This is a genomic window from Pseudomonas sp. Pseusp21 (assembly GCF_059492145.1).
This window is the reverse complement of record NZ_CP168520.1, coordinates 4,626,983-4,642,786: the sequence shown is the minus strand read 5'-3', so window position 1 is coordinate 4,642,786 and position 15,804 is coordinate 4,626,983. Positions and strand designations below refer to the sequence as shown.

11 protein-coding genes and 1 pseudogene are annotated in these 15,804 nt (G+C 63.0%); 2 read left to right on the top strand and 10 right to left on the bottom strand.

What is annotated here, in order from left to right:
* Positions 1-10: 10 nt before the first annotated feature.
* The 4 genes from ACEN93_RS20960 to ptsP are packed head-to-tail and all read right to left on the bottom strand — an operon-like array spanning position 11 to position 7,159.
* Positions 11-1,552: an alkaline phosphatase D family protein gene (locus ACEN93_RS20960; protein WP_495610464.1), complete on the bottom strand. Its 1,542-nt coding sequence runs from the start codon at positions 1,550-1,552 to the stop codon at positions 11-13.
* A 59-nt stretch (positions 1,553-1,611) separates the two neighbouring features.
* The gene (locus ACEN93_RS20955; RefSeq protein WP_074691877.1) at positions 1,612-3,345 is read right to left on the bottom strand and encodes a PTS fructose-like transporter subunit IIB; all 1,734 of its coding nucleotides are present in this window, start codon (positions 3,343-3,345) and stop codon (positions 1,612-1,614) included.
* Positions 3,346-3,356: 11 nt separating this feature from the next.
* Positions 3,357-4,298: a 1-phosphofructokinase gene (gene pfkB, locus ACEN93_RS20950; RefSeq protein WP_103385638.1), complete on the bottom strand. Its 942-nt coding sequence runs from the start codon at positions 4,296-4,298 to the stop codon at positions 3,357-3,359.
* On the bottom strand, positions 4,298-7,159 hold the full coding sequence (gene ptsP / locus ACEN93_RS20945) for a phosphoenolpyruvate--protein phosphotransferase (protein WP_103385637.1): 2,862 nt from the start codon (positions 7,157-7,159) through the stop codon (positions 4,298-4,300). The genes pfkB and ptsP overlap by 1 nt, the downstream gene beginning before the upstream one ends.
* Positions 7,160-7,465: 306 nt before the next feature.
* Here ptsP and cra point away from each other — a divergent pair, with 306 nt between their 5' ends.
* Both cra and ACEN93_RS20935 read left to right on the top strand, forming a co-directional pair.
* Positions 7,466-8,461, top strand: coding sequence for a catabolite repressor/activator (gene cra, locus ACEN93_RS20940; protein WP_495610463.1), 996 nt, complete (start codon positions 7,466-7,468; stop codon positions 8,459-8,461).
* 3 nt (positions 8,462-8,464) lie between these two features.
* The gene (locus tag ACEN93_RS20935) at positions 8,465-9,241 is read left to right on the top strand and encodes a TatD family hydrolase (protein ID WP_495610462.1); all 777 of its coding nucleotides are present in this window, start codon (positions 8,465-8,467) and stop codon (positions 9,239-9,241) included.
* Here the strand turns inward: ACEN93_RS20935 and ACEN93_RS20930 are convergent, their stop codons facing one another.
* From ACEN93_RS20930 to ACEN93_RS20905, 6 genes and pseudogenes are all read right to left on the bottom strand, one after another.
* A complete protein-coding gene (locus ACEN93_RS20930) occupies positions 9,242-9,631 on the bottom strand; it encodes a hypothetical protein (protein ID WP_039769189.1) in 390 nt (129 codons plus the stop codon). It abuts the gene before it with no gap.
* Between the two features lie 154 nt (positions 9,632-9,785).
* Entirely contained in the window at positions 9,786-10,490 is a 705-nt protein-coding gene (locus tag ACEN93_RS20925) for a methyl-accepting chemotaxis protein (protein WP_371857714.1), read from the bottom strand.
* Between the two features lie 153 nt (positions 10,491-10,643).
* Positions 10,644-10,847, bottom strand: a pseudogene (locus tag ACEN93_RS20920) (HAMP domain-containing protein); the annotation flags it as partial.
* Positions 10,848-11,973: 1,126 nt separating this feature from the next.
* Positions 11,974-12,807: a regulatory signaling modulator protein AmpE gene (gene ampE / locus ACEN93_RS20915; RefSeq protein WP_414882892.1), complete on the bottom strand. Its 834-nt coding sequence runs from the start codon at positions 12,805-12,807 to the stop codon at positions 11,974-11,976.
* Positions 12,804-13,364 (bottom strand): 1,6-anhydro-N-acetylmuramyl-L-alanine amidase AmpD, encoded by a 561-nt coding sequence (ampD, locus tag ACEN93_RS20910; protein WP_074691898.1) that lies wholly within the window; start codon positions 13,362-13,364, stop codon positions 12,804-12,806. The genes ampE and ampD overlap by 4 nt, the downstream gene beginning before the upstream one ends.
* Positions 13,365-13,428: 64 nt before the next feature.
* Positions 13,429-15,618 (bottom strand): DUF1631 domain-containing protein, encoded by a 2,190-nt coding sequence (locus ACEN93_RS20905; protein WP_039769182.1) that lies wholly within the window; start codon positions 15,616-15,618, stop codon positions 13,429-13,431.
* Between the last annotated feature and the right edge of the window lie 186 nt (positions 15,619-15,804).

The following is a 15,804-nucleotide window of genomic DNA, read 5'->3' as shown; positions in this document are numbered from 1 at the left end:
AGCGCTGCATTCAGACCGGCTGCAGCTTCTGCTCAAACACCGCAACCCCCTCCAGATCCCGCAACACCACGCTCATCTCCCCGCTCTGCCCCTCAATGTTCACTTCGCCGAAAAACTGAAAACCGGCAAACGGTGAAGCGTTTTGCGTCGGTGGCGCTTTCTGAAACACCACTTGCGGGCCGAAGGTCTTGTCCAGCGGATTGGGGCCGAAACTGCCGGCGTTCAACGGCCCTGCGACAAACTCCCAGAACGGTTCGAAATCCTGGAACGCCGCGCGATCCGGGTGGTAATGATGCGCCGCGCAGTAATGCACGTCTGCCGTCAGGAACACGAAATTGCGCACCTGATGTGCCCGCAGGAACCCGAGCAATTCGGCCACTTCCAGCTCGCGCCCCTGGGCCGGACCGGGGTCGCCGTTGGCCACCGCTTCCCAGCGTGCAACACCGGGACTGACTTCACCGTCGGGCACGCCGAGACCGATCGGCATGTCGGCGGCAATCACTTTCCACTGGGCTTTCGAGGCCTTCAATCCACGCTTGAGCCAGTTCAGTTGCTCCCGCCCGAGGAACGGCTTTTCCGCCCCGAGATTGTCGTCGTTGGCCCCGCGATAACTGCGCATGTCGAGCACGAACACATCGAGCATCGGCCCGTAACTCAGCTTGCGATAGATCCGCCCGCCACCGTCCGCTGCCTGACGGCGCATCGGCGAATATTCGAGCCAGGCCTGACGCGCACGGCCGACCAGGGTGTGGATATTTTTTTCCTGATAACGATCGTCGAGCTGCTTGCCCGGCGACCAGTTGTTGACCACTTCATGGTCGTCCCACTGCCAGATCTGCGGCACTTCGGCGTTGAAGCGACGGACGTTTTCGTCCATCAGGTTGTAGCGGTAATTGCCGCGATAATCGTCGAGGGTCTGGGCGACCTTGCTCTTGGCTTCCGTGGTGAGGTTGCGCCAGGTCCGGCCACCCTCGGTGGTCAGCTGCGCCGGCACCGGGCCGTCGGCGTAGATGGTGTCGCCGCTGTGGATAAAGAAGTCCGGCAAGCGCATGCGCATCGCTTCATAAATGCGCATGCCGCCGATATCGGGGTTGATGCCGAAGCCCTGGCCGACGGTGTCGCCGCTCCAGACAAAACGGAGATTGCGCCGCGCAGTCGGTGCACTGCGCAAGTGGCCAAGCCACGGTTCACTGGCGACGCCGGTGCGGGCGTCCTTGAAATACACGCGGTAGAAAATCGCCTGATCGGCCGGCAACCCGGTGAGTTCGACGCGGGCGGTGAAATCGCTGCGGGCATCGGCCAGCGCCGAAACCACGCGGCGCGGATGGCGGAACTGGCTGCGGGTGTCCCATTCCACCACCATCTGTGCCGGGCGGTCGGCGCGGCTCCAGATCATCGCGCGGCCACCCTGCAGGTCGCCGGATTGCACGCCGTCAGTCAGTTGCGGTCGATCCTTGACCGACGCGATCACGGCCGGCGCCAGCCCCGGCATCAGCAGTCCGGCGCCGACGGCTTGCATCACGCGCCGGCGACCGGGATTGAAATCGCTCATGGTGTTCTCCCTGAAAAAAGGAAAACTTAAGCACTGCTAGATGAAAAGGGTGTGACACCTCACGCCTTCGCGGGCTCCAGCGCCAGTTCCACGGCTTCCGGGCGTTTGACCAGCGCATACACCACCGCCGTCAGCAGACTGCCCGCGACAATCGCCAGCAGGTACAACAGCGCATGGTTGATCGCATTCGGAATCGCCAGCACGAACAGCCCACCGTGGGGCGCCATCAGTTTGCAGCCGAAGTACATCGACAGCGCACCGGTCAGCGCACCGCCGGCAATGCTCGCCGGGATCACCCGCAAAGGGTCTTTCGCGGCAAACGGAATCGCCCCTTCGGAGATGAAGCACAACCCGAGCACCAGCGCCGCTTTACCGGCCTCGCGTTCAGTCTGGGCGAACTTGCGTCGGGCGATGAACGTGGCGATGCCCAGACCGATCGGCGGCACCATGCCGGCGGCCATGGTCGCGGCCATCGGTGCATAACTCTGCGAGGCGAGCAGCCCCACCGAGAACGCATACGCGGCCTTGTTGATCGGCCCGCCGAGGTCGACGCACATCATGCCGCCCAGCAGCACACCGAGCAGGATCGCGTTGGTGGTGCCCATGCTGTCGAGAAAATGTGTGAGCGCCGCAAGCATCCCGGCCACCGGTTTGCCGACCACGTAAATCATCACCAGTCCGGTGAACAGACTGGCGAACAACGGGATGATCAGAATCGGTTTCAGCGCTTCGAGACTTTGCGGCAGCGCCACATAGCGACTGATTGCTTTGGCGGCATAGCCTGCGATAAACCCGGCAACGATCCCACCGATGAATCCGGCGCCCAGGGTGCTCGCCAGCAAACCGCCGATCATCCCCGGTGCGAGTCCGGGACGGTCGGCAATCGACCAGGCGATGTAACCGGCCAGCAGCGGCACCATCAATTTGAACGCGGTCTCGCCACCGATCTGCATCAGCGCCGCCGCCAGCGTGCCCTCTTCCTTGAACGCGGTGATGCCGAACACGAACGACAAGGCGATCATCAGACCGCCCGCTACCACCATCGGCAGCATGAACGACACACCGGTCAGCAGGTGTTTGTAGACGCCGCTTTTCTCTTGTTTGGCCGGGGCCTTGCCGTCGCCGGCAGCGTTTTCAACGACACCTTCGGCCAGGGCTTTTTTCAGCGTGGCTTCGGATTGCTTCAACGCAATGCCGGTGCTGCAGCGGTAGATTTTCTTGCCGGCGAAACGCTCGGTGGCGACTTCAATGTCAGCCGCCAGCAGCACTACGTCAGCCTCGGCAATCGCGGTTGCGCTCAGCGGATTTCGCGCGCCGACCGAGCCCTGGGTTTCGACTTGCAGGTCGTAGCCCAGACGCTTGGCGGCTTGCTGCAAGGCTTCGGCGGCCATGAAGGTGTGGGCGACGCCGGTCGGGCATGCAGTGACCGCGACCAGACGCGGCGCTTGCGCGCTGGCAACCACGGGCGGCGTTTCGTCAGCGACGTAAACCTGCGCCTCGACGGCGCCACGCCGCAGCACGTCTTCAACATCCTGCAGGGCTTGCGCCGGCGCGATCCGAAAGACTTTCTTGCCGATGAACCGGGTCATGTCCACCGGTCCCGTGGTCACCAGCAACACCCACTCGGCGGCTTCGATGGTGGCCGCTGACAACTCGCGTTCCGGGTGCGCGGCATCCACCACTTCGACGCTGGTGCTCCAGCCCTGACGCTGGGCCGCGGCATCCAGCAGCCGGGCGCACAGCACACTGGTGACCATGCCGTTAGGGCAGGCCGTGACAATGGCTAACTTCATGACAAACCCTCTTATTGTTCTGTCAGGGGGCGCACGCGCACGCCCTGTTCGAGCTGCGTCAGTTGCGCAGCATCGTGAATACCGAATCCGATCTGGGTCACCGCCTGCGCCGCAATTGCGGTGGCCGTGCGCAGGGTTTGTTCCGGCGTGTCGGCGCTGAGCAGGCCGTGGAGCATGCCGGCCAGCAACGAATCGCCGGCACCGACCGTGCTGGCGACGCTGACCTTCGGCGGCGTCGCATGCAGCGCCGAGCCGACGCTGTACCAGTTCACACCCTCGGCGCCATGGGAAATCACCACATGCTCGATGCCTTGGGCGTGCAGCCGATTGGCCGCTTCGGCCTGAGACGCGTGGGACACCACTTCACAGCCCAGCGCATCGGCCAGCTCTTCGGTGTTCGGCTTGATCAGCCACGGGCCGGCCTTGAGCGCCGCGCGCAAGGCGTCGCCGCTGGTGTCCAGGGCGACTTTCAGGCCCAACGTTTTCAAGCGTTCGACCAGTTCGCGCAACCACTGTGCAGTGACTCCGCGCGGCAAGCTGCCCGCAACTACAACCGCGTCATGCCCCGGCGCGATCTGCACCAGTCGATCCAGCAACGCCTGTTGCGCCACCACGCCGACCACCGGCCCCGGGCCGTTGATGTCGGTGATGCGGCCATCCTGTTCCGCGACCTTGATGTTGCTGCGGGTCTCGCCGGGCACCCGGATAAACGCATCGGTGAAACCGCGCTTGGCGAACAGGGTTTCGAACGCTTGCAGATTGTCTTCGCCGAGAAAGCCGCTGACCGTCAGTTGATGACCGAGGTCGGCCAGCACTTGCGCAACGTTGACGCCCTTGCCGGCGGCGTGGGTGTGCATCTCGTCGCTGCGGTTGACCTGACCGGCCTCAAGACGTGGCAACTGCACCGTAAGGTCCAGCGCCGGGTTGAGGGTCAGGGTGAGAATCTTGGCCATTACAGGGCCTCCACTAATGCGCGCACTTCGTTGGCGCTGCCCACGGCCAGGGCTTGTTGAGCAAGGGTTTGCGTTTGCGTCAGGCTGAGTTCGCGGATGCGTGCCTTGACCTCGGCGATGCTGCGCCCGGAGACACTCAGTTCATCCACACCGAGGCCGACCAGCACCGGCACCGCCAGCGGATCCGCCGCCAGCTCGCCGCACACACCGACCCATTTGCCATGGGCATGGGCCGCGCGCACGGTGATGTCGATCAGTTGCAGCACTGCCGGGTGCAGGCCGTCAGCCTGGGCGGACAGGGTCGGATGTCCACGGTCGATCGCCAGCGTGTACTGAGTCAGGTCGTTGGTGCCGACGCTGAAGAAATCCACCTCTTTGGCCAGCACCGGCGCCAGCAGTGCGGCGGACGGCACTTCGATCATGATCCCCAGTTGCAGGTCGGCAACCGGGATTTCCAGACGCAGGCGTTCGGTCATGTCGCGGGCCTGACGCCACTCTTCGACGCTGCCGACCATCGGGAACATGATCCGCAAAGGACGGCTGTCTGCCGAACGGAGCAAGGCACGCAATTGCGCCTCCATGATCTGCGGACGCTGCAAGGTCAGGCGAATCCCGCGTACGCCGAGGAACGGGTTTTCTTCCTTGGCAATCGGCCAATACGGCAGCGGTTTGTCGCCGCCGACATCGAGGGTGCGCACCACCAGCGGCCGGCCGGCGAGGCCGTCGAGGACGCGGCGGTATTCGGCTTCCTGAGTCGCCTCGTCCGGCGCCTGTGGATGAGCCATGAAAATCAGTTCGGTGCGCAACAGACCGATGCCTTCGGCGCCCTGCTCCACCGCACTGATCACACCGGCGCTTTCACCGATGTTGGCGAACACTTCCACAGCGTGGCCATCGGTGGTGTGTGCCGGCTGATGGCGTTGTTCGGCGGCGGCTTTCAGGCGTTGTTGGCGGGTGTCGCGTTCTTCGCTGGCGCGTTGCAGGGTCGCGGCATCCGCGTCCACATGCAGGCGCCCACGCTGGCCGTCGAGCAGCAACGGCGTGCCCGGCTTCAGCAGCAACACCGCAGCGCCCGCACCGACCAGCGCCGGAATCCCCAGCGCGCGAGCCACGATGGCGCTGTGGGCGGTGGCGCCGCCCCGTGCGGTGAGAATCCCCGCCACCCGCGCCGGATCCAGACGCGCCACGTCGGACGGGCCGACTTCATCCATCACCAGAATGTACGGTTGCTCGGGCTCGGCGGGCGTCTGCACGCCACACAGTTGCGCCAGCACCCGACGACCAATGTCGCGCAGGTCGGCGGCACGTTCGGCGAGCAACGCGTCCTGCAACGCTTCCTGTTGTTTTGCGGCGGCCTCGATCACGGCCATCCAGGCCGCCTCGGCGCTTTCGCCCTGCTTGAGGCGGGTGTCGACTTCGTCGGTGAGTTCCGGGTCGTCGAGCATTTCCTGGTGGGTGATGAAAATCTCGCGGATCGCCTTGGCCTTGCTGCGCTCGATCAGGCCCTGAATGTCCTGACGCACGTCGGCCAGCGCTTGCTTGAGACGCTCGCGCTCGATAGCGGCGGACTCGCCGCGCAACGGGTAATCGATGGTTTGCTGGACTTGAATGTGCGCCGGGCCGATGGCGATGCCGGGGGCGGCGGGAATCGCTTGCAGCAGACTGCCGGAGGCCGGGGCGGTCAGCACTTCTGCAATGTCCGTAATCACTTCGCGCTGTTGACTGACTGCGGGCAACGGTTCGACTTCTTCGCCGAGGCCTTCTTCGATGGCGGCCAGCAACGCCGGCAAGGCGTCAGCGGCAATGCTCGGCTCGGCGATGATTTCCAGCACCTGCCCGCGACGGGCGCCGAGGCTCAGCAGTTTGCTCAGGCTCTTCACCGATACGGCGCTGTCCTGACCGTCGACGATGCGCACACGAATCTCGCCGTCAAAACTTTTCGCCAGTTGCGCGAGGATTTTCGCCGGCCGCGCGTGCAGACCATGGGCGTTGGCCAATGCGATACGTGCGCTCGGCCAGTCGGCCGGCAACTCACCGCCAAGCACTTCGAGGACTTTACGGCTGCTGGTGGCGCGGCCCAGTTCATGGCCGCGACCTTCGATCAGCAACGCGCACAACCGTTCGAGCAACGCCTGATGCGCTTCACCCAGACTGGCCAGACAGAACAGACCGCTGAGCGGCTGGCCGAGGTAACGCATCGGTTTGTCCGGGGTGACGAACGCCAGCCCCGGACGCTTCACGGTCTGCTCGCTGTGCAGCCACCACAGGCCATCGCCCAGCGGCAGCGCTTCGACTTGCTGCAGCACGCCGGCGAAACCGTTGCTCACGCAATCGGCCTGGCGCAGCAGACGCGCACCACGCCAGACCAGTTCTTCGAAATCGTCGGCGGAGACCCCGAGGCCGATCATCTGCGCATCCAGCGCCAGCTCTTGCGGCGCACCTTGCAGCAGTTTCAGCAGTGCTTCCGGCGAACTGGCGCGGCGCAGGGCCTGGCCCAGATCGGTCTCGCCGAGAGCGCGGGTCAGCAGTTGCAGCAGGCGCAGGTGTTCGTCGGATTTGGCGGCGATGCCGATGGCCAGATAAACGATCTGGCCGTCGCCCCAGTCCACGCCATCGGGGAACTGCATCAGGCGCACGCCGGTGGCGAACACCTGATCGCGGGTTTCGGGCGTGCCGTGGGGGATCGCAATGCCTTGGCCGAGGAAGGTCGAGCCCTGAGCCTCCCGGGCCTGCAGGCCAGCGAGGTATCCGTCGGCGACCAGACCATCGGCGACCAGATGACTGGCCAGCAATTGCAAAGCGGCGGGTTTATCCACAGCCGACTGGCCCATGGATATCTGCTCTACAGTGAGCTCGAGCATGCGATCTCCTTTTTGGCGCGGTGGCGCGCCAGGTATTGTTTTGAATGGTTGCAGCTTAGGCGCTATGGGCCATCCTTTTCAGGAGGCAGTTTTGGCGGTTTCACGGCAGAACCGGCCAAAGGCGTCTAAAACGTAGAAAATACGCTTGCTGAAACGTTTAATCTAGATTGATCGGCACGTTACTCGATAATGTCCCATCCTTGAAGTCCAACTTGTCGGATGCGCTGAGACAATGGTCGCCTGCCTGAATCGGGTAGGATTGGCGAAAATGTCGCGGCAAGCTCGAAAAAACAAGGAAATCCCGGGTTGAAACTCAGTGATATCGCGCGGTTGGCCGGAGTGTCCGTGACCACCGCCAGCTACGTCATCAACGGCAAGGCCGAACAGCAACGCATCAGCAACGCCACCGTCGAGCGGGTGCGGGCGGTGGTCGAACTGCACGGCTTTACCCCCAATCCACAGGCGGCCGGGCTGCGCAGTCGGCACACCCGGACCCTGGGTTTTATCCTGCCGGATCTGGAAAACCCCAGTTACGCGCGGATCGCCAAACTGCTGGAGCAAGGCGCCCGGGCGCGGGGCTATCAGCTGCTGATCGCCAGCTCCGACGATGCGCCGGACAGCGAGCGACAACTGCTGCAACTGTTCCGCGCCCGGCGCTGCGATGCGTTGATCGTCGCCAGTTGTCTCCCGGCCGGTGACGACAGTTATCGCCAGTTGCAGGCCAAGGGCCTGCCGATCATTGCCATCGACCGGGTGATGGATGCCGAGCATTTCTGCTCGGTGGTCAGCGACGACCGCGAAGCCAGCCTGCACCTGACCGAAAGCCTGCTCGACCCGCAGCCGAAGCAGATCGTGCTGCTGGGCGCCCGCCCGGAACTGAGCATCAGCCAGGAACGTGCGGCCGGATTCAAGCAAGCCCTCGCCGGATTCAAGGGCGAAGTGCTGATCGAACACGCCGAATCCTTCAGCCGCGAGTGCGGCAAGCAGTTGATGGAAGAACTCCTGCAACGCCTCGGGCATTTGCCGGATGCGCTGGTGACAACGTCCTACGTGCTGCTGCAGGGCGTATTCGACGCGCTGCATGACTTCCCGCTCAAATCGCGCCCACTGCGTCTCGGCACATTCGGTGACACCCAGTTGCTCGACTTCCTGCCGCTGCCGGTCAACGCCATGGCCCAGCAGCACCAGTTGATCGCCGACAAGGCGCTTGAACTGGCGCTGGCGGCGGTCGAACAATCGGACTACCAGCCCGGCGTGCAGGCCATCGCCCGTACCTTCAAGCAGCGTATTCACCGGGACTGAGCCGTGGAGCTGATCGACAGCCACACCCATCTGGACTTCCCTGACTTTGACGCCGACCGCGCGGTGCTGCTGAGCGAAAGCCGCGCCCTCGGGGTGCGGCGAATGGTGGTGCTCGGGGTCTACGAGGGTAACTGGCAACGGGTGTGGGATCTGGTGCAAAGCGATGCCGATCTGTACGCGGCCCTCGGTTTGCACCCGGTGTATCTCGATCAGCATCGGCCGCAAGACTTGCTGGCACTGGGCGACTGGCTGACACGGCTAAAGGGTCATAGGCAGCTGTGCGCGGTCGGCGAAATCGGCCTGGATTACTTCATCGAAACCCTCGACCGCGAACGCCAGCAGGCGCTGTTCGAAGCGCAGCTGCAACTGGCGGCGGATTTCGAATTACCGGCGCTGATCCACGTACGACGCAGCCATGCGGCGGTGATCGCCACGCTCAAGCGCTTCAAGCTCAAACGCGCCGGCATCATCCACGCCTTTGCTGGCAGCCGTGAAGAAGCGCGGGAGTACATCAAGCTCGGTTTCAAACTTGGCCTCGGGGGCGCACCGACCTGGCCGCAGGCGTTGCGCATGCATCGGGTGCTGGCCGACTTGCCGCTGGACGCGGTGGTGCTGGAAACCGACTCACCGGACATGGCGCCCGCCATGTTTCCCGGCGTGCGCAATACGCCGGCGCATTTGCCGGCGATCTGCGACTCACTGGCCACTTTAATGAACATCAGTGCGCAACAACTCGCCGCCGCCAGTACCGCCAACAGCTGCGAGGTGTTCGGCTGGTAGTCAGTCGGCGTGGGCCTTGGCCGCGTCGAGAATCAGCGTCAGGTGCTGGCGCTGCCGGGCATAACGAATCACCGCGAAGTACACGAAAATCGCGATCAGCGATCCGTTCAGTTGTTCGGTGACGCTGAGCAGCCCCACCCATTCCATCACCAGGGCCACCAGCAGCGCGGTGCACACCGTCACCAGCGCACTGGCGCGCAGCAGGCCGAGTGAATCGAGCGAACGGAAACGTTTGATCTGCTTGGGGCAACGCAATTCCAGGCTTTTCTGGCAATGGGCGCAGGTGAACGCTTCGTGAATCGAAATGGCATTCAGCTGCCAGGGTTTGAGTGCCAGCGTGGTCTGGCAGTGGGCGCAGCGGCCCTGGACGCCCAGGGTTGCGACGGACATGTGCGATCTCCTCCAAGTGGTCAATGAATTGATCTTGGTTCATTGAAGCCGAAAAACCAGCGCCTGGAGGAAAACAGGATTGGGCTTACAGATGCAGGCAAAAAAGTACTACAAACCATTCCGAAAAAACCTGCCTCAGAGGAGGCAGGTCGATTCAAACCCGGAACGCGCTGATCAACTGCTTCAACTCGACCACCTGCGCCGACAACGCACGGCTGGCATCTTCGGTCTGGTGTGCACCTTCTGCAGTGCGCTCGCCGGCACGGTTGATCTCGACGATGTTCTGGTCGATATCGTGGGCGACGGCGGTCTGCTGCTCGACGGCGGCGGCGATCTGCTGGTTCTGGTCGACGATCATGCCGACAGCGCCGAGGATGTTTTCCAGCGCCTGCTGGACTTTCTCCGACTGCCCCACCGTGCCGTTGGCCATCTGATGGCTGACGCCCATGGCCTTCACTGCCGCGCCGACGCCGCCATGGAGCTTGGCGATCATCTGCTCGATTTCTTCGGTCGATTGCTGAGTGCGTTTGGCCAGCGTGCGGACTTCGTCAGCGACCACGGCAAAACCGCGCCCCTGCTCACCGGCCCGCGCAGCCTCGATCGCGGCGTTGAGCGCCAGCAGATTGGTCTGTTCGGCGATGCTCTTGATCACTTCCAGAACGCGACTGATCGACTGACTGTCGCTGGCCAACTGGTTGATCACCAGCACCGATTGATCGATTTCGCTCGCAAGTGCCGCGATGCTGCCCTGCTGCGATTCCACCAGTCCGCGCCCATTGATGGTTTCATCGTTCACGCTGTGGGCGCTGCTGACCGCTGCCGCCGCACTGCGTGCCACCTCCAGCGACGTTGCCGACATCTGGTTCATCGCCGTCGCCACTTGTTCGATCTGTGTGCGTTGCCCGGCGACCGCCTGATTGCTCTGCGCCGAGACGTTTTCCACCTGCCCCGCCTGCCGCTCGACCTCGCCAACGGTGTGGCCGACCCGTTCGATCAGGTCATGGATTTTCCTCACCGTACCGTTGAACACTTCGCCCAACTCGCCGAGTTCATCGCGGCTGTTGGCGTGGAAATTCACCGTCATGTCGCCCGCCGCGACTTTATCCATCATGGCGCCGAGGTTTTTCAGGGTGGCGCGGGTCGAGGCATAGAAGCCACCGTAGAGATAGAAAATCAGCACGAACACCAGCGACAACGCCACGGCTTGCAGCACCATGTGCGTACGGTTTTGCCCCAGGCGCTGTTGCAATTGGGTGTCGAGGAATTTCAGGGTGGCGTCGTTGAGCTGATAGGTCTGGTCCATCAGCCCGGTGAGCTGGTCATAAAAACCCTGCCATGGGGCGTCGAGGGTTTCGGCCATCACCACTTGTTCTTCGATCAGGGTGCCGGCCTGTTTCAGCGACGCCTTGCTGGCATCGGCCGGGGCGCTCAGGGAGTCACGGGCGGCTTTGCTCGAACCCAGCGCATCCTGCAATTTCAGGCCATATTCGGCCTGAAGCTTTTCGATCTGCACCAGCAACTCGTCGAAGCGGGTGCTCGACGAACTGTTGAGAAAGCCCTGGCCCAATGAATACGAGCCCATCGCCCGACCTTCGCCCAACGCCTGGGTGACGGCCGGCGTGATCGCGGTGATCAGCTCGCTGAGCTGGCGTATGTCGCTCTGGTTGTCGCGACTCAATCCGGCCTGACTGGCCACGATCTGGCTGAAAATCTGCGCATTGCCGAGCAATTTGCCAATCAGCGCACTTTTGCTTTGCAGAGAGTTTTCCGCCTGCTGGGCCTTGAACGCGGCGATCATTTCATCGCGCTTGGCCTCGAAGAACTTGATCTGCTCCGGATCCTCGGTCATGGGCGTCAGCCCTTGCAGGCGCGCCAGAACGTTTTGCTCAAGACTGGTGATCTGCGCCTCAACATTGCCGGCCTTTCCGGACTGGCCGAGGGTGACATTGATCTGCACCAGATTGTTGAGGGTTTCCAGATCCCGGCGAAGGGTCAGGCTGCTGCCCAGCAGATCGAGGCTCTGCAGCTCGACCCGGGTGCCCTGGAATTCGCGGTAGGAATCGCGCACCAGATAGAAATTGGTCACCAGCATCGGCACCAGGAACAGCACGCTGATCAGGCTGAACTTCATGCCGAAGCTCAAGCGGTTCATCAGCGAGACGGCGGGATAGAGCAAGCTCTTCACTGGAAGTCTCCCTTGGTTTTTTCTTGTTTTTATTGGCAGGCGCGGGGCGACAGCAGATAGCCACTATCGGGCGCTATCTCTGTATAGCTCAAATCGAAGGGAGGTTTTGTAACTTAAGGTTAACGAGGGGGATTGCCCCCCTCATTACTCGAACGGCCTACGCCAGCACTGTCCACAGGGCAAATCCGGCATACCACAGCACCGCCGCCCGCAGCAGCAACTCCCACAGGCAGTCGAGGGTGTTGATGCCTTCGGGGCCGACAGCGGCCGGCGGGATTTCCCCGGCCGCGAGCCCGACCCTGTTGATCAGTTGCGCGGCGCTGATGTTCCAGTTCAGCAGCTCGTGCAGCATCACCCGACTGACCGCGACGAAATTACCGACCAGGGCGAGGCTCGCCGCCAGCAGGCGCACCGGCACCCAGTCGAAGGCATGACGCAGTTGCCCTGCCCGTTCGGCCACCGCCGGGTTCTGGGCGTTTTCCTCCGCCAGCGCCAGCAAGCGGTAACTCAGTGCCGCCACCGGACCGAGCAGGAAGTACCAGAAAATCACCGCAAAAAAGCTCTGGTAGGCCTGCCACAATAGATGCCGCTGCACTTGCTCCAGCAATTGTTCTCCGCTTTCGGCGCAGATTTTCAGATCACGCTTGGCCACATGGGCGGCGGCCTGCAGGTCCTCGCGGCGCCAGGCGTCGCGAAACGGCCCGAGTTCGCCGAGCAGGTCACCCCGCCCCAGGCTGTAAATCACCACCAGTAAATGCACCGGCAATGCCAGCAGACCATAGGCCACCGGCTCCAGCACCAGCAGCAACAAGCCCAGCAATGCCACCGGCAGCAGCACCAGAACAATCAGCACCAGCCACGGCTGTTTCGCCAGCCCACCGGTTTCAAGCTTGTGCAGTTCGCGGATCCATCCGCCATCGCGTTGCACCCGTTGGCGCAGAGCCGAGAACTTCTCGATCCATACCGCCAGCAGTAACACCAGAAAACTCATTGTCCTTCCTCTTGTGCCAGGGCGGCGCGGTAGCGTGCCCAGTCGAATGCGGGTCCGGGGTCGGTCTTGCGTCCGGGGGCGATGTCACTGTGCCCGCAGATGCGCTCGACGGTGATTGCCGGGAACGCCGCCTGTATCTGCCGGGTCAGCGCGGTCAGCGCCCGGTACTGCGCATCGGTGAACGGCAGATCATCGGTGCCTTCCAGCTCGATGCCTACGGAAAAATCGTTACAGGTTTCCCGTCCCTCGAACATCGAAACACCGGCATGCCAGGCCCGTTCAAGACAGGAGACAAACTGGGTGACCTTGCCGTCACGTTCGATCAGAAAATGTGCAGACACGCGCAGGTCGGCGATCCCCGCAAAGTAGGGATGTTCCGTGACATCCAGACGATTCTGGAAAAATTCCTGGACCTTGCCGGTGGCGAACTGCGCCGGTGGCAGGCTGATGTTGTGGATGACCAACAGGGAGACTTCGCCCGCCGGGCGTTCATTGAAGTTGGGCGAAGGGCAGACCTGCACCCCGTGACACCACCCGCTTGCGGGATCCAACTGCATACCGATTCCTTCAACGCCGACTGTGTTGGCGACCAGTATGCCGTGATCGGCCCCCGGCGCGCGATCACTTGCCGCGATTGAGCCGCCGCAGATTGCCGAGCACCGACTCGAGCGCCCGGTCGAACAGCAAGGTGTCGTCCAGCGCCCGCACCGCGCCGCGACGAAACGCCAGGGCCAGTTCCGTGCGGTCGCGCTCCAGCACTTTCATGCCGGTGCGGTCGACGAACACGTACTTGCCGGTCGCCTCGATGATCGCCGCCAGTTTGCAGCGCAGAGTGTGTTCTTCGTCCTCCTCGAACGCCACCCAGCTGCCCAGACGCAACTGTTCGACCTGGCGCAGACCGACATCGTCGGCTGGCAAACGCGCTGGCGTGCGTGGTTTGAGACCGTCGTCGGCCATCTGCAGGACAATCGTCTGCGACACTTCGATCATTTCCGGCAGCACGGACTGATCCGGTGCGCCGGACGGTTCGAGCAGCCGCACATGCAGCGCTTCCAGCTCACTGAAAAAGCCGCTGGTGGCAAACGGATCGAAGGCCGAAGTGCTCAAGCCGTCGCGCAATGACTTGAGCAACCCCGGCACCAGCGCCAGCAGACGCAGACCGGCTTCGGCATCGTCGTGGCGCTGCACGCTCCAGATCAATTGCTCCATGGTCTGCACGTCGGCCTGCCATTCGGCGGACTGATCGCCGTGCTTGAGGCAGGTCAGCAGCAACACCTTGCTCCAGGCGTCCTGCACGAACGTCACCACCGACGGTGGCAGGACCTTGCCCAGCAACGCCTGATTGAGCGCCTGCTCGACCCGCTGGCGAGCCAGTTCGGTTTTCGCCCGGCCCTCTTCGGCATCGCGCAAACGCTGTTCAAGCAATTCGCTGCGACGGCGCTCGTCACTGGTGAAGGCGAGGAAGTCCGCCAGCAACTCGGAAAAAATCGCCGGGTCATCGACGAAATCCGTCAGCAGGCGCTGCACCACTTGCTCGATGCGCAGGTACAGGCTGTCGCGCGCATTACCGTCGCACTCGCCCCAGCCCATCGCCGCCTCGGCGATTTCGTTGAGCAGGCGGCGCGCCGGGTGGCTGCTGCGGCTGAAGAAGCTTTTGTCGATCACCGCGACCTTCAACATCGGGATCTGCAACCGGGCAATCAGCGCCTTGAGGGAATCCGGCAGGTTGCGATCATCGAGGATGCAGTCGAAGACCATGGCCACCAGATTGATCACGTCCTCGTCAGCCCCGCCGACAATTCGCGATTTGCCGCTGCGTACGCTGACCCGCGTCAGCAGTTGTTCAAGCTGATGGCGCAGATCGAAGTCGTCCTGCACTGCCAGCGCCGGCACGTATTGCTGCAGGTGCGAGAGCAGGCGCAGCAGGTCGCGGGTGGAAATCGGCTGCGCCGGAGCGCTGGGTTCAAGGGTCGGCGCGACGGTGCCGCGCACGTGCAGCAGCAACTCCTGCAATGCGGCGAAGACCTCCTGCACGCCGGCATCGGTCTGGGGTTTGTCGACGCCCTCGAATTCGCTCTGCACGCTGGCCACGGCCTGATCGATGGCACGACGGGCCGGTGCCGGCTTGAGTTCGGGCAACACACCCGTGGCGATCAGCAGTTGGTTGGCTTCGGCGTAGAGTTGATCGGTATCGGCCAGCACATAGCGCTCGAACAATTTGAGCAGGATCAGCTTGACCTTGATCTCCACCCCCAGATTGCGCCCGGCCTGCAGGAAGTACTCGCAAAGCATCGCCGGGCCCAGCGGGTTGTAATGATCGCCCAGAGTCTTGCCCAACAACGCATTGAACCGCGCGGTCAGTTGGTCGAGGGCGAAGCCGTCGCGATTGAGCACGCGGCCGACCATGGTTTCGACCGCGACGCTGCGCTCCATGTCATCGGTGCGCGCTGTCGTGTCCCCGTATTGCAAGGCGTGAGACAGGACGGCGGGAACGGGATCGAATTGAGTGAGGCCGACAAAGGCTTCGAAAAACTGCTCGAGAAAACCACGCTCGATGTTCTTGCGCTTGAGGCGCAGGTCGCGCATGGCTTCGAAAAAGATGTTCTGTTCGACGTCGTTGCGTGCCCGGTCGGCCATTTCGAACAGGGTGTCGTCGGCGTTATCGAACAGCTCCTGCAAACCGTTGCGCAGGCGCTGGGCAGCCTTGTCGCGAACCTGAAGCAGAATCACAGGCAGGCGGGCGAGCGGCGAGTGAGGCGCCTGATCGGTAGTGGCCTTGTGCAGAGGCACTACATTCCCGTCGTTGTGCATCCAAGCCTCCTGAAACGGTGATTTGCCGACGTCAAAGCTATGGCGTCAAATGCAAGGCGGATTATCTTGCAAAAGATGTCTCCGGCGCCAGAGCCGTCAGGGTTTCCCCTATGCGCCGACACCTTGAAGTGACCACGACAGAATCGGGTTTGCTCAAAGAAAATCGACCGGATGCAGGGCTGCGTG

Excerpts from the sequence above, each read along its gene's own strand:
- ACEN93_RS20960 (WP_495610464.1), bottom strand. The coding sequence starts at position 1,552 with ATGAGCGATTTCAATCCCGGTCGCCGGCGCGTGATGCAAGCCGTCGGC.
- ACEN93_RS20925 (WP_371857714.1), bottom strand. The coding sequence starts at position 10,490 with ATGTCGGCAACGTCGCTGGAGGTGGCACGCAGTGCGGCGGCAGCGGTC.
- ACEN93_RS20955 (WP_074691877.1), bottom strand. The coding sequence starts at position 3,345 with ATGAAGTTAGCCATTGTCACGGCCTGCCCTAACGGCATGGTCACCAGT.
- ACEN93_RS20930 (WP_039769189.1), bottom strand. The coding sequence starts at position 9,631 with ATGTCCGTCGCAACCCTGGGCGTCCAGGGCCGCTGCGCCCACTGCCAG.
- ampD (WP_074691898.1), bottom strand. The coding sequence starts at position 13,364 with ATGCAGTTGGATCCCGCAAGCGGGTGGTGTCACGGGGTGCAGGTCTGC.
- ampE (WP_414882892.1), bottom strand. The coding sequence starts at position 12,807 with ATGAGTTTTCTGGTGTTACTGCTGGCGGTATGGATCGAGAAGTTCTCG.
- ptsP (WP_103385637.1), bottom strand. The coding sequence starts at position 7,159 with ATGCTCGAGCTCACTGTAGAGCAGATATCCATGGGCCAGTCGGCTGTG.
- pfkB (WP_103385638.1), bottom strand. The coding sequence starts at position 4,298 with ATGGCCAAGATTCTCACCCTGACCCTCAACCCGGCGCTGGACCTTACG.
- ACEN93_RS20905 (WP_039769182.1), bottom strand. The coding sequence starts at position 15,618 with ATGCACAACGACGGGAATGTAGTGCCTCTGCACAAGGCCACTACCGAT.